Here is a 15324-nt window from a genome sequence, read left to right as displayed (position 1 = left end):
TCGTAGGGGGCATGAGGACATCGATTCGTACGGCAGGCACCCTCGCGCTGGCCGGGATCCTGGCCGCGGCGTGCTCCGCGGGCCGTGCGGCACAGGCTCCGGGGGACGGCGGGGGCGGCGGGGGCACCGTGGAGCTGACCGGGAAGGTGAAGCTCGTCTCCTACACGAGCTGCGACGACATGCTGGCCGGGCTGCGGGAGGCCACCGCGAAGAAGGTCACCCCGTGGGGCCTCGGGGGCAACATCATGTACGCGAACCGTCTGGACGTGGCCCCCAACGCCAAGGCGTCCGGGGACTCCGGGGGCGCGGGGGGCGACCAGTCGTACTCCACGACCAACGTCCACGAGGCGGGGGTGGACGAGCCCGACCTGGTCAAGACCGACGGCAAGCGGATCGTCACCGTCAACCAGGGCGTGCTGCGGGTGGTCGACACCGCGACCAGGGAGGTCACCGGAACGCTGCGGCTCCTCCCGCCGGAGCAGAGCTGGTCGCCGGCCGACCTGCTGATCTCCGGAGACCGCGCGCTGGTGCTCATCCAGGGCCGGGGGCTGCTGCCGTTCGGGGCGGTGGCGAAGATGCGGCCCGGGCTGTCGGACCCGAAGTACATGATCGTGGATCTGTCCGGCCGGCCCAGGGTGCTCGGGTCGCTGAGCGTCCACGGAGGCCACGTGGACGCCCGCCAGGTGGGGTCCGTCGTGCGGATCGTCGTCCGGTCGCAGCCGGAGATCGCGTTCCCTGAGGCGAAACCGGACACCGCCGAGTCCAAGCTGCTCAAGCGCAACCGCGAAGCCGTGATGTCCGCGCCCATCGACGCGTGGCTGCCGCGGTTCACCATCGAGTCCGGTGGCGTGAGCCGTACGGACAAGGTCAAATGCGAGCAGGTCAGCCACCCGGCCGAGTTCACCGGGACGTCGATGCTGACCGTTCACACGATCGATCTCGCCGCCGACCCGTCCACCGCGCTCGACTCGGACTCGCCGATCAGCGTGGCGGCCGACGGCGACACCGTGTACGGCACGCAGAGCAGCCTCTACGTGACGAGCAACCCCCGCTGGTGGTCCAACCCGATGGCGATCGACGACGCGGTGCCGGAGCCCGGCCAGGCGGCGAGCGGGTCGCCCGAGCCGTCCCCGACGCCGACCGCGCCGCCAGAGCAGACGGAGGTGCACCGGTTCGACATCGGAGGCTCCGGCGCCCCCCGCTACGTGGGCTCGGGGGTCGTCCCGGGACGGCTGCTGAACCAGTACTCACTGTCGGAGCACCAGGGCAACCTCAGGGTGGCGACCACCTCCAACGCCGAGGTCTTCGGCGCGAGCCAGGGGACCAGTGACAGCGGCGTCTACGTGCTCAACGCCGACACGCTGGCCCAGGTGGGCGCGGTGACCGGCCTGGGCAAGGGCGAGCAGATCTACTCGGTTCGGTTCATCGGCGACCTCGGATACGTGGTGACGTTCAAACAGACCGACCCGCTCTACACGCTGGACCTGCGGGACCCGGCCGCCCCCAAGGTCACGGGCGAGCTGAAGATCTCCGGATACTCGTCCTATCTGCACCCCGGCGGTCCGGGACGGCTGCTCGGCATCGGCCAGGAGGCGAACGCCAAGGGCCAGGTCATGGGCACGCAGATCTCGCTGTTCGACGTGAACGATCCAGCCAGCCCGCGGATCCTGTCCCGGTTCCTCCAGAAGAGCTCGGGCTCGGAGGCCGAGTGGGACCCGCACGCGTTCCTCTACTGGCCGGAGTCGGGGCTGGCCATGGTCCCCGTGTCTGACTGGGGCGACGGTGGCAGCGGGGCCATCGTGCTGAAGGTCGGCGACAGCGGGATCACCAAGGAGGGAATGATCACGCACCCCCGGTCCGGTGGTCCGGAACGGTACGACCCCGGCATCCGCCGCTGCATAGTGATCGGCGGGAGCCTCTGGACCGTCTCCGACCTCGGTCTCAAGGTCAGTGACGCGGCGAGCCTCGCCGACCAGGCGTGGATCCCCTTCAAGTGAGACCTTCTTGTACGGTCGAGCGATGGCGGGCGGCGGAAAAGCGATCTCCCTGGCCGGATGACCGTACAAGACCCGTCGGCGAGGGAAGCGTCAGACCGGGCGGCCTTCCGGGAGGGCGACGGGGACGATCTCGGGAGCGCCGAGGCGGATCGCGTCGGCCTCCTGGTCGGTGTCCTGCTCCTGGGAGGCCCGCTCGGCCTCCACGCGCTTGGTGAAGTACTCGACTTCCCGCTTGACCTGCTCCGCGTCCCAGCCGAGCGGCTTGGCCATGAGCTCGGCGGCCTCCTGCGCGACGGCGGCGCCCCGGTGGAAGGTCTCGATCGAGATGCGGGTCCGCCGGGTCAGCGTGTCGTTGAGGTGCCGCGCCCCCTCGTGCGTGGCGGCGTACACGATCTCGGCGCGCAGGTAGTCGTCCGCGCCGCTCAGCGGCCGGCCCAGAGAGGGGTCGCGCTCGATCAGGTCGAGCAGCTCGTCGATCATGGAGCCGTACCGCTGGAGCAGGTGCTCGATCCGGGCGACGTGCAGGCCCGAGGACCGGGCGAGCCGGTGCCGGGAGTTCCACAGCGCCTGGTAGCCCTCCGCCCCGGCCAGGGGCACCTGGTCGGTGCACGACGGGGGCACGCGCTGGTCGAGCCCGTGCGCCACGGCGTCGACCGCGTCGCTCGCCATCACGCGGTAGGTCGTGAACTTGCCGCCGGCGACCATGACAAGGCCGGGCACCGGGTGGGCCACCACGTGCTCGCGCGAGAGCTTCGAGGTCTCCTCCGACTCGCCGGCCAGGAGCGGACGCAGCCCGGCGTAGACGCCTTCCACGTCGTCCCTGGTCAGCGGCACCGACAGCACGGAGTTCACGTGATCGAGGAGATAGTCGATGTCAGTCCGGGACGCCGCCGGGTGGGCCTTGTCGAGGGTCCACTCCGTGTCGGTCGTCCCGATGATCCAGTGCCGTCCCCAGGGGATGACGAAGAGCACCGACTTCTCGGTGCGCATGATGATCCCGGTCAGCGAGTGGATCCGGTCGCGCGGCACCACGAGATGGATGCCCTTCGACGCCTTCACGTGGATCTGGCCTCGCCCGCCGACCAGTTCCTGGATCTCGTCGGTCCAGACGCCGGTGGCGTTGACGACCTGACGGGCGCGCACGTCGATCTCCGTCCCCGTCTCCAGGTCGCGAACCCGGACGCCGGTGACCCGCTCTCCCTCCCTCAGGAAGCCGACCGCCTGGGCGCGCGACGCCACGAGCGCGCCGTACGTCGCGGCCGTGCGGAGCATGGTCATGACGTAGCGGGCGTCGTCGACCTGGGCGTCCCAGTACTGCACCGCCCCCGTGAACGCCGACCGCTTGAGCGCGGGCGCGATGCGCAGGGCCCGCCGCCGGGACAGGTGCCGATGGCCGGGGACGCCCCGGTTGAAGCCGAAGGAGAAGCCCAGGGAGTCGTAGAGCACCAGCCCGGCCCCGACGTACGGCCGCTCCCAGCCCGTGTGAGTCAGGGGGAACAGGAACGGCACCGGCCTGACCAGGTGGGGCGCGATCCGCTGGAGCAGCAGCGCGCGCTCCTGCAGGGCCTCCCTGACCAGGTCGAAGTTCAACTGCTCCAGATAGCGCAGGCCGCCGTGGATCAGCTTGGAGGAGCGCGACGAGGTCCCGGAGGCGAAGTCCCGCGCCTCGACGAGGCCCACGGAAAGGCCCCTGGTGGCCGCGTCCAGAGCGACACCGGCCCCGACCACGCCGCCGCCGATCACGACCACGTCGAGTTCCTGTGATTCCATCCGGGACAGTGCCGCCGAACGTTCTGCCGGGCCGAGCCGTGCCATGCCCATCCGCGCCGTCATAGGGCTCCCTCTGTACGGCTTTCGCCTGTGCGATCGTTTTCTACCCGTGGGTAGCCACCCGCAAATCGTACCTCTAATCCCCTTTCCCAACGATCTTCCAATATTCGGGTTGACCTGGGCAGATCAGGCGCGCAGCACCTTCACTCCGCGTTCGGTGAACTCCGCCGCAACGGTGTCCGGCACTCCGGTGTCGGTCACGAGAACGTCGACGGCGTCGAGCGCGCAGATCCGGGCGAACGCCCGGCGGGCGACCTTCGAGCTGTCGGCCACCGCGACCACCTGTGCGGCTCGGCGGATCAGGAGGTTGTTGACCTCCGCCTCGCCCTCGTCGTGCGCGTACGCTCCCGCGAGGTCCAGAGCGTCCACCCCGAGGAAGGCCGTATCCAGCGAGAGCTGCCCGATCACCCCGGAGGCGAGCGGCCCGATCAGCTCGTAGGACTGCGGCCGGACCACCCCGCCGACCACCACGATCTTCAGGCTGCCCCGCACGGTCAGCTCGGCGGCGATGTTCAGCGCGTTCGTCACGATGGTGGACGGTCGCTCGTCGTCGGCCAGCAGGGCGAGCGCCCTGGCCACCTCGGAGGTGGTGGTGCCGCCGTTCATGCCGACGACGGCGCCGGGGGCCGCCAGCTCGGCGGCCGCCGCGGCGATGCGTTGCTTCTCCCCGGCGTGCCTGGCGGTCTTGTAGCGCAGCGGCAGGTCGTAGCTGACGCTCTGCGCGACCGCTCCGCCGCGCGTCCGCGCGATCATCTGCTGGCGGGCCAGCTCGTCGAAGTCGCGCCTGATCGTGGCCGTGGACACGTCAAGCGACGCGGCGGCCTCCTCCACGCTCAGCCGTCCCTGCCCGGCGAGCAGCTCCAGCAGCGCGTTCCACCGTTCGTACCGACTCATGCTGCACAATAATGCTCCATTTTGGTATAAACGATGCAGAAACGAGCGAGGAGCCGCCTGTGGCGAGTCACACCGCGACGGAGATCGCGTCCCAGCCCGAGTGCTGGAGGCGAGCGGTCCAGCTGGCCGCCGAGGTGGGCGGATCGCTGCCACGGCGCGGCGAGCGCGTGGCGGTGGTCGGCTGCGGCACGTCGTGGTTCATGGCCCAGGCCTACGCCGCGCTCCGCGAGCAGACCGGCCAGGGCGAGACCGACGCCTTCGCCGCCTCGGAGACACCGGCCGGCCGGACGTACGACCGGATCCTCGCCCTCACCCGCTCGGGCACCACGACCGAGGTGCTGGAGCTGCTGCGGAACTCCACGGCCCCCACCGTCGCGATCACGGCCGATCCGGAGACGCCCGTCATGGGGCTCGCGGACGAGGTCGTGGTGCTCGACTTCGCCGACGAGCAGTCCGTCGTCCAGACCCGGTTCGCCACCACCCAGCTCGCCCTGCTCCGGGCCCACCTGGCCGATGACGGGCTGGCTGGGGCGATCGCCGACGCGGAGCGGGCCGTCGCCGAGCTGCTGCCGCCCGCGCTCGTCGAGGCCGAGCAGTACACCTTCCTCGGCCGCGGCTGGACCTGCGGCCTCGCGGCCGAGGCCGCGCTGAAGATGCGCGAGGCCGCGCGGGCCTGGACCGAGAGCTACCCCGCCATGGAATATCGCCACGGCCCGATCAGCATCGCGGGCCCCGGCCGCGTCACCTGGATGCTCGGAGCCGACGTGCCCGTGGGCCTGGCCGGCGAGGTGGCCGGCGCCGGAGGCGCGTTCGTCTCCAGCGACCGGGACGCCATGGCCGAGCTGATCCGCGTGCAGCGGGTGGCCGTGGCCCGTGCCGAGGCGAACGGGCTCGACCCCGACGAGCCGCTTCACCTCACCCGCTCTGTGATCCTGGCGCCCTGACCGGAAAGATGGCCGCATGAGCGTGACTCTCTCGGACCTCCGCGTTGTCACTCCGGACGGAGTCCACGACGGCTGGCTCACCATCGAGGACGGCCGGATCACCCACATCGGCCGGGGCCCGGCGCCCGGCAACGGGCACGGCCTCGGCGGGCGCACGGTCGTCCCCGGGTTCGTCGACATCCACACCCACGGCGGGGCCGGCGGCTCCTACCCGGACGGCGATCCCGAGACGGCCGCCGCGATCGCGGCCTTCCATCTCGCGCACGGCTCCACGACCGCGCTGGCCAGCCTTGTCACCGCGGCCCCCGGCACCCTGGCCCGGGCGGCGTCCGCGCTGGCCGACCTGTGCGAACAGGGCCTCATCGCGGGCATCCACTTCGAGGGTCCGTACATCTCGAAGGCCCGCTGCGGGGCGCACAATCCGGCGCTGCTCCGCGACCCGGACCGGGCGGAGTTCCAGGCACTGGTCAAGGCGGGGCGCGGCCACGTGCGCATGCTCACGATCGCGGCCGAGCTGCCGAGCGCGCTCGACGTCATCAGGGACGCCGCCGCCGAGGGCGTCATCGCCGCGCTCGGCCACAGCGACGCCACCTATGAGCAGACGATCGCGGGCATCGAGGCCGGGGGCACCGTCGCCACCCACCTCTACAACGCCATGCCGTCCCTGAACCACCGGGTCCCCGGCCCGATCGCCGCCCTGCTCCAGGACGAGCGGGTCACGGTCGAGCTGATCAACGACGGCGTCCACGTCCACCCGGCGATGCTCAGGCTCGCCATGCACGAGGCGGGCGCGAGCCGTACGGCGCTGATCACGGACGCGATGGCGGCGGCGGGCATGGGCGACGGGAGCTACCCGCTCGGCCCGATGACCGTCAACGTCGAGAACGGCGTGGCGCGGCTGGCCGAAGGCGGCGCGATCGCCGGCAGCACGCTCACCATGGACGTGGCGTTCCGCCGCACGGTCCGCGAGGTGGGATCGTCGCTGGCCGAGGCGGCCCTGATGGCCTCTCTCACCCCGGCCCGCGTCCTCGGTCTCGACGGCGAGATCGGCTCGATCTCCGTGGGGAAGTACGCCGACCTGGTCGTGCTAGACGACGACCTGCGACTCGCCGGCGTCATGAAACGCGGAGCGTGGGTGCGCGAACCCGCCGCGGCCTGAGCCGACGGCGGATTCCTCACATCACCGGCCCCTTGCCCCGGTCTCACCGCCGGCCATCCCCGTATGCACGGAAACACATGCATGATCACGTTAAGGATCGGCGCTGGTCAGCTCGTTGGCACGGGAGCCTGTGCATGATCACGCATGGGAGGGGGTCAGGGCTGGGGCGGGGCGACGACCACCTCGACGCGCTGGAACTCCTTCAGGTCGGAGTAGCCCGCGGTGGCCATCGTCCGGCGCAGCGCGCCCATGAGGTTCATGGAGCCGTCCGCCACGGACGACGGGCCGTGCAGGATCTCCTCCAGCGTCCCGATCGTGCCGAACTCGACGCGCTTGCCGCGCGGCAGCTCGGGGTGGTGCGCCTCCGATCCCCAGTGGAAGCCCCGGCCGGGGGCCTCGGCCGCCCTCGCGAGCGGCGAGCCCACCATGACCGCGTCGGCGCCACAGGCGATCGCCTTGGCGATGTCGCCCGAGCCGCCCATGCCGCCGTCGGCGATGACGTGGACGTAGCGGCCGCCCGACTCGTCCATGTAGTCGCGCCGCGCCGCGGCCACGTCGGAGATCGCGGTAGCCATCGGCACGACCACGCCCAGCACGTTGCGGGTGGTGTGGGAGGCGCCGCCGCCGAAACCGACCAGCACGCCGGCGGCGCCGGTCCGCATGAGGTGCAGCGCGGCCGTGTACGTCGCGCAACCGCCCACGATGACCGGGACGTCGAGCTCGTAGATGAACTGCTTCAGGTTCAGCGGCTCCGCCCGGCCCGACACGTGCTCGGCGGAGACCGTGGTGCCGCGGATGACGAAGATGTCCACGCCGGCGTCGATCACGGCCTTGTGGTGCTGCACGGTCCGCTGCGGCGACAGCCGTACGGCGGCGGTGACACCCGCGGAGCGGATCTGCTCGATGCGCCGCCCGATCAGCTCGTCCTGGATCGGAGCGGTGTAGATCTCCTGCAGCCTCCGCGTCGCGGCCGCCTGGTCGAGGGTCGCGACCTCCTCCAGCAGCGGCGCCGGGTCCTCGTAGCGGGTCCACAGCCCTTCGAGGTCGAGGACGGCCAGGCCGCCCAGCCGGCCGATCTGGATCGCGGTCTCGGGCGACACGACGCTGTCCATCGGGCTCACCACGAGCGGCAGGTCGAACCGGTAGGCGTCGATCTGCCAGGAGATCGACACCTCCTCGGGGTCACGGGTGCGCCGGGAGGGCACGATGCCGATCTCGTCCAGCGCGTACGCGCGCCGCCCGCTCTTGCCGCGCCCGATCTCCACCTGAGTCATATGGCCTATTCTTTCCCATTCATGTGCGTACGGCCCCCGCCACGCGGAAGCCGTACCCTCTGCTCGTCGAGCCGGTCTTCCTAGCGGCGGTGGTAGTTGGGAGCCTCGACCGTCATCTGGATGTCGTGGGGGTGGCTCTCCTTGAGCCCCGCCGACGTGATGGGCATGAGCTGCGCCTTCTCGTGCAGCTCGCCGATCGTCCGGGACCCGGTGTACCACATGCCCTGCCGCAGGCCGCCGACGAGCTGGTGGGCCACGGCGGCGACGGGGCCGCGGTAGGGCACCTGGCCCTCGATGCCCTCCGGGATGTACTTGTCCTCGCCGGAGACCTCGGCCTGGGCGTAGCGGTCCTTGCTGAAGGACATCCCGCCGCGCTCCCGGTTGCGGACCGCGCCGAGCGAGCCCATGCCCCGGTAGGACTTGAACTGCTTGCCGTTGATGAAGATCAGCTCGCCGGGCGACTCCTCGCAGCCCGCCAGCAGCGAGCCGAGCATGACCGTGTCGGCGCCCGCCGCGAGGGCCTTGGCGATGTCCCCCGAGTACTGCAGGCCGCCGTCGCCGATGACCGGGATGCCCGCGGGCCCGGCGGCCAGCGCGGCCTCGTAGATCGCGGTGAGCTGCGGCGCGCCCACGCCCGCGACGATGCGGGTGGTGCAGATGGAGCCGGGGCCCACGCCGACCTTGACCGCGTCGGCTCCCGCGTCGACCAGGGACTGCGCACCCGCACGGGTGGCGATGTTGCCTCCGATCACGTCCACCCGGCCGTTGGCCTTGATCTTGGCGATCATGTCTCCCACGCCGCGGGAGTGGCCCTGGGCGACGTCCACGATGATGACGTCGACACCGGCCTCGATGAGGGCCATGGCGCGCTTGTCCGCGTCGCCCGCGACGCCGACGGCCGCGCCGACCATCAGGCGCCCGTTCGCGTCCTTGGTGGCCAGCGGGTACTGCTCGCTCTTGGTGAAGTCCTTGACCGTGATGAGGCCCCGCAGACGGCCGGCCTCGTCGACGAGCGGCAGCTTCTCGACCTTGTTCTGGCGAAGCAGCCGGAACGCCTCGTCGCGGGAGACCCCGACGGGGGCGGTCACGAGCGGCATGCGGGTCATGACGTCGCGGACGAGCCTGCTGTGGTCGGTCTCGAACCGCATGTCCCGGTTGGTCACGATGCCCACCAGCACGCCCTCGGCGTCAGTGACCGGGACGCCGGAGATCCGGTAGTGGGCGCACAGCCGCTCCACGTCGGCCAGCGTGTCGTCCGGCGAGCAGGTGACGGGATTGGTGACCATCCCCGCCTCGGACCGTTTGACCAGGTCCACCTGCTGGGCTTGCTCCTCGATCGAGAGGTTGCGGTGCAGGATGCCGATGCCGCCCTGACGGGCCATCGCGACGGCCATGCGCGCCTCGGTGACCGTGTCCATGGCGGCGGACACGAGCGGGATCCGCAGGACGACGTTCCGCGACAGGCGGGTCGTGGTGTCGGCGTCACCCGGCTGCATGTCCGAGTAGGCGGGAACCAGCAGCACGTCGTCGAACGTGAACCCCGGTTCGGTGAACTTGGCCATCTCCAACCCCTCCTGCCTGGCGGGTCCCTCGCCAGACCCCGAGGTCAGTCTAGTGGTCGTCCCCAAACCCGGTCCGCCGGTCCTGTCAAGAGCCGCCGCACGTGAAAGTGGGGGGACCGGAGACCGGTCCCCCCACCTAGGTCGTGTTTCAAAAGTCATGTCCTGCTGCGCGCGGCCCAGATGGCGCCTCGCGGCGTTGTCGCCCCACCCACGAAAATTCCTCGCAAGCTCGTAATTTCCGCGGGGCCCGGGTTCGTCGGCCAGAAGCTCCGCTCCGACCTCCTCCTCCGCCTTGTGATGCATTCATCTGGATCCACGCTCGCGACGGACAGCCCTTTTCAACACTCCCATGCGGCGTCGCGTTGGCCACGCCATCGAGCCCCCCTCCGCGCCCGAGTAACGCGGCGTCACGGCTAACGCTGAGTCAAGGATGCGTCACGGAACGTCGATGCGCAATGTCTCAACGTGCAACTGCACAAAGTTACATTTGTTGGAGTTTCGAAAATGCGAACGAAACAAAGCCCGGACCTGCATATGCACAAAGCGGCCATGTCGGCGGCTTGAATGTGCGAAGGTCCCGGTACCGCAGCACAAATCAGAGCTATTCTCACGACGCGAAGCGAGGCGAGGGATCGAGCTTCCGGAGTTCCGCGCGCGCGGGACCGCGGGAGCGTTCTCGCGCGGTAGAGCGAGACGACCAACGGAGCGGAGCCATGAGTACGACCCGGAACGCGGACCCTCTCGAAGCCCTCGGCCTCACGCAGGACCAGACCGTCCTCTACACAACGGTGCTGAAACTGCACCGGGCGACTCTCGCGGAGATCGCCTACTCCGTGGACCAGCCCGCGGACGACGTGCTCGACCGGCTCACCCGGCTCGTACGGCTCGGCGCGGTCGAGGAGCAGGACGGGAAGTACCTCGCCCGCCACCCGGCGGCGGCGATCGGGCGGCTGGTGGCCGAGAGACTGGACCGGCTCGCCAGGGAGAGCCGCCAGATCGACGAGGCGCTGGCCTCCGTCGGCCGTCTCACCCACCACTACGACGCCGGGCGCGACTACCAGAGCGGCCGGTTCGCCGTGGAGCTCGTCAGCGGGGCGGACGAATTGTACGAGAGCGTCGTCGGCCTGGCCCTGCAGAACCCCCCGGCCGACATGGTCTTCGCGATCGACGACCGGCGCACGATGAGCGACTTCGCCGAGAAGTACACCGGCCCCTGGATCCAGGCGATCAAGGACGGCGTCCTGTCGTCACGGACCGTCATCCCCGTCTCCGTTATGACGGCTCCGGGCGTGCGGGAGGTGTGCGACCGGCTCATCGAGGCCGGCGCCGGCATCCGGACCCTCGACCGGGTGCCGAGCTGGTTCTTCGCACTGGGCGAGGACACGGTCGGCCTTCCCGCGGAGTGGGGCGACCCGCTGCCCGAGCACGCCTACAACTGCTCCCTCGTCCGCGCCCCCATCGTCGTGGCGGCGCTGCGCTCCCTCTTCGAGGAGCTCTGGGCGCGTGCCACACCCGTGGAGTCCCCGAACGGCGCGCATCAGGTGCTGAGGCTGGCCGCGCAGGGGCTCTCCGACGAGAGCATCGCCCGCCACCTCGGGGTCTCCGTCCGCACCGTCCGGGCCAGGTTCGCGGAGGCCATGGCCGAGCTGGGCGTGCACACCCGCTTCCACGCGGGGGCCGAGGCCGCCCGCCGGGGATGGCTGTGACCTGGCCACCAAGGACCCCGGCGCCGCCGCCAAGGACCCCGGGGCCGCCGCCGGTGACGTGGGAGCCGGCGCCGGTGACCTGGGGGACGCCATCAAGACAGCGGCAAGAAGGCTCATGCGGGGGCCCATGCTCCGAGCCGTCATCGCCGCCCAAGGAGCAGATCAGGCCCGGTTTCGTTCACCACGGCGAGTCCTGGTCATAAGGTGGGATGCGTGCTGGAAGACGTCCCCCGCGACCCGTTCGCGGACGACCCCAACGATCCCGCCTCGGAGCTGGGCGAGCCGGACGACCCGGAACCGCTCACGCTCGCCGAGCGGGACGAGGCGCTGACCGACCTCGCCGACGTGGAGGTCTTCCGCTCCCTGCTGGAGCCTCAAGGCGTGCTCGGGCTGGTCCTCGACTGCCCCGAATGCGGCGAGCAGCACTACTTCGACTGGGACCTGCTCCGCGGCAACCTCCGCCAGATGATCGACAATGGCCGCCCGCAGGTCCACGAGCCCGCCTTCCAACCCGACCCGGCCGACTACGTCAGCTGGGAGTACGCCAGAGGCTACGTCGACGGCGTGATCGACACCGAGGAGAGCCGCTGACTCTCCACGTCGGCGATGAGCGCGCCGAGGAGGCGGACGGCGGCGTCGGCCCCTGAGGCCACGGGCTCACGGCGGGCCAGCGCGTCCAGGACCGCGTCGGTCCTCAGTACGTCGCCCTCCACGTCGGCATCGTCGTACGACCCGAGGAGCCGTGCCGTACGACGACGTTTCGTGGTCACGCAATCGACTCCAGCTCGGCGAGTTGCCGCAACCTGGCGAGAGCGCGATGCTGGGCGACCCGGACAGCACCTGGTGACATGCCGAGTACATTACCGGTCTCCTCGGCGGAAAGACCCGAAACCACTCGCAGGATGAGTAGTTCGCGCTGGTTGTCCGGAAGTCGGGACAGGAGAGCGCGGGCGTGCTCCGCCTCGATGTAGCGCACGACCGTCTCCTCCGGCCCCGGCCCCTCGTCGGGCCCGTCCGGCAGATCCTGAGTCGGTACGGCGGAGCGGACGGAGCTGCGCAGCGCGTCGGCGACCTTGTGCGACGCGATCCCGAACACGAACGACGCGAACGGCCGCCCCATGTCGCGGTAGCGTGGCAGGGCCGACAGCACCGCGATGCAGACTTCCTGCGCCACGTCGTCGGCGATGTGGTAGTGACCGGAGACCCTGCCGAGACGGGCCCTGCAGTAACGCACCACCATCGGGCGCAGATGTCCTAGAAGCGATTCGATCGCGGTGCGATCTCCCTGTACGGCAAGGCTGGTCAGTTCCCTGAGGTCGGACTCATCCGATCTCGTCGCAAGCCTTACCCCAGTTGCGGCGTCGGCGACGCGTCCCTCGGTCACGTTAGGCATGATGCCCGCCACGATCGTGCATGTCGTCATGGTGAACGGCTACGGATTGGTCACATTGACGCGTCGATAACGCTCTGTAATCTCCCGAACACCACAGCGTTGGAACATTCCAACGCAAATAGCCAAAATCAATCGTATTCTTACCCGATAAAAGAAGTACGGCTCCCACCTCGGCCGAGGTGGGAGCCGTATTCGTTGGGGGCCCCGAGGGGCGGACCCCACTTGGGCGGGGTCCGCGCCTCGGAGGGCGTCGTGCCGAAGGCGCGCCTTGAGTCGTGCCGAAGGCGCGCCTTGAAACGCGGATCAGTGACCGTGACCGTGGCCGTGACCGCCACCGGCGGCGGGGGCCTCCTCCTCGGGCTTGTCCACCACGAGGACCTCGGTGGTCAGCAGCATGCCGGCGATGGACGCGGCGTTCTGCACGGCCGAGCGGGTGACCTTGACCGGGTCGATGACGCCTTGGGCCACCAGGTCGCCGTACTGGCCGGTGGCGGCGTTGAGGCCCTCACCGGGGTTCAGGTCGGCGATCTTGGAGGTGACGACGTACCCCTCCAGGCCGGCGTTCTCGGCGATCCAGCGGGCCGGCTCGACCAGCGCCTTGCGGACGATCGAGACACCGGTCGCCTCGTCGCCGGTCAGGCCGAGGTCGTCCAGCGCCTTCGACACGTGCACGAGCGCGGAGCCACCGCCGGAGACGATGCCCTCCTCGATCGCGGCGCGGGTCGCGGAGATCGCGTCCTCCAGGCGGTGCTTCTTCTCCTTGAGCTCGACCTCGGTGGCCGCGCCGACCTTGAGGACGGAGACGCCGCCTGAAAGCTTCGCGAGGCGCTCCTGGAGCTTCTCGCGGTCCCAGTCGGAGTCGGACTGCTCGACGGCCAGCTTGATCTCGCGGATGCGGTCCTCGATGGCCTTCGCCTCACCGGCGCCGTCAACGACCGTCGTGGTGTCCTTGGTGACGACGACGCGGCGGGCCGTGCCGAGCACCTCGAGACCGACGTGCTCCAGCTTGAGGCCGACCTCCTCGCTGACGACCTGGCCGCCGGTGAGGATCGCGATGTCCTGCAGCATGGCCTTGCGGCGGTCACCGAAGCCGGGGGCCTTGACCGCGACCGAGGTGAAGGTGCCGCGGATCTTGTTGGTGACCAGGACGGCCAGGGCCTCGCCCTCGACGTCCTCGGCGATGACCAGAAGCTGCTTCTTGGTCTGCGCGATCTTCTCCAGCAGCGGCAGGAAGTCCGCGATCGAGGAGATCTTGCTCTGGGTGATCAGGATGTAGGGGTCCTCCAGGACGGACTCCATCCGGTCCTGGTCGGTCACCATGTAGTGCGACAGGTAACCCTTGTCGAACTGGAGCCCCTCCGTGAACTCCAGCTCCAGGCCCATGGCGTTGGACTCCTCGACGGTGATGACACCGTCCTTGCCCACCTTGTCGAACGCCTCGGCGATCAGCTCGCCGATCTTGGCGTCCTGGGCGGAGATCGTCGCGACGTTCGCGATCTCCTTCTTGTCCTCGACATGACGGGCGCTGTCCAGCAGCCTGTCGCTGACCGCCCTGGCGGCCAGGTCGATGCCGCGCTTCAGGGCGAGCGGCTGGGCTCCCGCGGCCACGTTGCGCAGGCCCTCGCGGACCATGGCCTGGGCCAGGACGGTCGCCGTGGTGGTGCCGTCGCCGGCGATGTCGTTGGTCTTCGTCGCGACTTCCTTGGCGAGCTGCGCGCCGAGGTTCTCGTACGGCTTGTCCAGCTCGACCTCACGGGCGATGGTCACGCCGTCGTTCGTGATGGTCGGGGCGCCGAACTTCTTGTCGATGACGACGTTGCGGCCGCGGGGGCCGAGGGTCACCTTGACGGCGTCCGCGAGGGCGTTGACACCACGCTCAAGAGCGCGCCGCGCGTCCTCTTCGAACTCCAGGATCTTGGGCATTCAAGTCTCCTTATGAGAGCAATGGAGCCCCGGGCGTGTGTGTCCCGGGGCTCCTCATGCTTTGCGCGGCCTACTTCTCGATGATGGCGAGCACGTCGCGGGCCGAGAGCACCAGGTACTCCTCGCCGCCGTACTTGACCTCGGTGCCGCCGTACTTGCTGTAGAGGACCACGTCGCCCTCCTTGACGTCGAGCGGGATCCGCTTCTCGCCGTCCTCGTCCCAGTTGCCAGGGCCGACAGCGAGGACCTTGCCCTCCTGCGGCTTCTCCTTGGCGGTGTCCGGGATGACCAGACCGGAAGCGGTGGTCTGCTCGGCCTCAAGCGGCTGGACCACGATGCGGTCACCAAGCGGCTTAACGGGAACCTTAGTGGCGGTCGTCACGATCGGACCTCCCCTTCAGATTGCGATGAATGAGCTGAAGAGGCGACCAGCGGCCTGCCGTCGCGGGTGTCAGACCTGCCTCGTCGCTGTTGGCACTCTCGATAGGCGAGTGCCAACACGAAACAGTATGCAAGGGGGCCGTGACAGTCAACACGAACCCGCGCCGCAGGTCGCTTCACCTGTGAGCGGGGTCCGCGGGGTGTCGTCGCCCGCCGCCCTTCCGAGGGTCCGGAGGTCGTACGGCGAGGCGCTAACGTCGG

The 15324-nt window shown here is 69.9% G+C and carries 13 protein-coding genes; 5 read left to right on the top strand and 8 right to left on the bottom strand.

Annotated elements, in window-relative coordinates; genetic code table 11:
* Positions 1 to 11: 11 nt before the first annotated feature.
* Positions 12 to 1997 carry a beta-propeller domain-containing protein gene (locus tag N5079_RS00405; protein WP_261581204.1) on the top strand — a complete coding sequence of 662 codons (1986 nt, stop codon included), beginning with the start codon at positions 12 to 14 and terminating at the stop codon, positions 1995 to 1997.
* 90 nt (positions 1998 to 2087) lie between these two features.
* On the opposite strand, the gene glpD is transcribed toward N5079_RS00405, so the two are convergent.
* Both glpD and N5079_RS00395 read right to left on the bottom strand, forming a co-directional pair.
* Entirely contained in the window at positions 2088 to 3818 is a 1731-nt protein-coding gene (gene glpD / locus N5079_RS00400; RefSeq protein WP_410007732.1) for a glycerol-3-phosphate dehydrogenase, read from the bottom strand.
* Between the two features lie 135 nt (positions 3819 to 3953).
* Positions 3954 to 4721, bottom strand: coding sequence for a DeoR/GlpR family DNA-binding transcription regulator (locus N5079_RS00395; RefSeq protein ID WP_261581200.1), 768 nt, complete (start codon positions 4719 to 4721; stop codon positions 3954 to 3956).
* A gap of 59 nt (positions 4722 to 4780) precedes the next feature.
* Here N5079_RS00395 and N5079_RS00390 point away from each other — a divergent pair, with 59 nt between their 5' ends.
* Both N5079_RS00390 and nagA read left to right on the top strand, forming a co-directional pair.
* On the top strand, positions 4781 to 5665 hold the full coding sequence (locus tag N5079_RS00390; protein ID WP_261581199.1) for an SIS domain-containing protein: 885 nt from the start codon (positions 4781 to 4783) through the stop codon (positions 5663 to 5665).
* A gap of 16 nt (positions 5666 to 5681) precedes the next feature.
* Complete coding sequence (gene nagA / locus N5079_RS00385; RefSeq protein ID WP_261581198.1) at positions 5682 to 6824, top strand: N-acetylglucosamine-6-phosphate deacetylase; 1143 nt, start codon at positions 5682 to 5684, stop codon at positions 6822 to 6824.
* A 155-nt stretch (positions 6825 to 6979) separates the two neighbouring features.
* On the opposite strand, the gene N5079_RS00380 is transcribed toward nagA, so the two are convergent.
* Together N5079_RS00380 and guaB are read right to left on the bottom strand one after the other, a co-directional pair.
* Positions 6980 to 8098: a GuaB3 family IMP dehydrogenase-related protein gene (locus tag N5079_RS00380; protein ID WP_261581196.1), complete on the bottom strand. Its 1119-nt coding sequence runs from the start codon at positions 8096 to 8098 to the stop codon at positions 6980 to 6982.
* A gap of 80 nt (positions 8099 to 8178) precedes the next feature.
* Entirely contained in the window at positions 8179 to 9660 is a 1482-nt protein-coding gene (gene guaB / locus N5079_RS00375; protein WP_315967766.1) for an IMP dehydrogenase, read from the bottom strand.
* A 713-nt stretch (positions 9661 to 10373) separates the two neighbouring features.
* Here guaB and N5079_RS00370 point away from each other — a divergent pair.
* Together N5079_RS00370 and N5079_RS00365 are read left to right on the top strand one after the other, a co-directional pair.
* Complete coding sequence (locus N5079_RS00370) at positions 10374 to 11366, top strand: helix-turn-helix transcriptional regulator (protein WP_261581194.1); 993 nt, start codon at positions 10374 to 10376, stop codon at positions 11364 to 11366.
* 213 nt (positions 11367 to 11579) lie between these two features.
* Positions 11580 to 11957 carry a DUF5319 domain-containing protein gene (locus N5079_RS00365; RefSeq protein WP_261581193.1) on the top strand — a complete coding sequence of 126 codons (378 nt, stop codon included), beginning with the start codon at positions 11580 to 11582 and terminating at the stop codon, positions 11955 to 11957.
* Here the strand turns inward: N5079_RS00365 and N5079_RS00360 are convergent.
* The 4 genes from N5079_RS00360 to groES all read right to left on the bottom strand — a co-directional run bounded on the left by N5079_RS00360 (position 11918) and on the right by groES (position 15067).
* Positions 11918 to 12136: a hypothetical protein gene (locus N5079_RS00360; RefSeq protein ID WP_261581192.1), complete on the bottom strand. Its 219-nt coding sequence runs from the start codon at positions 12134 to 12136 to the stop codon at positions 11918 to 11920. The two genes, N5079_RS00365 and N5079_RS00360, sit on opposite strands and share 40 nt — an antisense overlap.
* Entirely contained in the window at positions 12133 to 12759 is a 627-nt protein-coding gene (locus tag N5079_RS00355; protein WP_261581838.1) for a sigma-70 family RNA polymerase sigma factor, read from the bottom strand. Before N5079_RS00355 ends, N5079_RS00360 begins: the two co-directional genes overlap by 4 nt.
* 303 nt (positions 12760 to 13062) lie before the next feature.
* Positions 13063 to 14682 carry a chaperonin GroEL gene (gene groL / locus N5079_RS00350; protein WP_261581191.1) on the bottom strand — a complete coding sequence of 540 codons (1620 nt, stop codon included), beginning with the start codon at positions 14680 to 14682 and terminating at the stop codon, positions 13063 to 13065.
* 70 nt (positions 14683 to 14752) lie between these two features.
* Positions 14753 to 15067: a co-chaperone GroES gene (groES, locus tag N5079_RS00345; protein WP_082776538.1), complete on the bottom strand. Its 315-nt coding sequence runs from the start codon at positions 15065 to 15067 to the stop codon at positions 14753 to 14755.
* Positions 15068 to 15324 lie beyond the last annotated feature (257 nt).

It is taken from the genome of Planotetraspora sp. A-T 1434 (genome assembly GCF_025420585.1).
GTDB lineage: Bacteria > Actinomycetota > Actinomycetes > Streptosporangiales > Streptosporangiaceae > JAOEGB01.
The sequence above is the reverse complement of the archived record's forward strand: the minus strand, read 5'-3'. Positions and strand labels throughout refer to the sequence as shown.